Here is a 235-nt window from a genome sequence, read left to right as displayed (position 1 = left end):
CTGCTGAAAGACATCACATTCGACCTGCATAACAGCGAATACGTCGAAGGGAATGTCATGACTGAATATGAAGCCAAATTCGTTAGTCAGGGCATGAAAATCTACCGCTGTATTGCTGCGCATCCGGCACAGTTGGCCGCAAAACTTACAGAGTAAAGTGTTTGTCCGTAATTCTGAAAGTTCCTTTCCGCGCATATACTGTACAAGCATAGAAAAACCACCATGGCGTCTCAGC

General features: G+C 45.5%; 1 pseudogene. It reads left to right on the top strand.

From position 1 onward, the window contains the following. Positions 1–156: pseudogene (locus B2899_RS12165) on the top strand (tRNA (guanosine(46)-N7)-methyltransferase TrmB); the annotation flags it as partial. Between the last annotated feature and the right edge of the window lie 79 nt (positions 157–235).

The organism is Aneurinibacillus sp. UBA3580, from assembly GCF_002375825.1.
Taxonomy (GTDB): Bacteria; Bacillota; Bacilli; order Aneurinibacillales; family Aneurinibacillaceae; genus Aneurinibacillus; species Aneurinibacillus danicus.
Note: the sequence above shows the minus strand (reverse complement) of the source record. Positions and strands in the feature narration are given on the sequence as shown.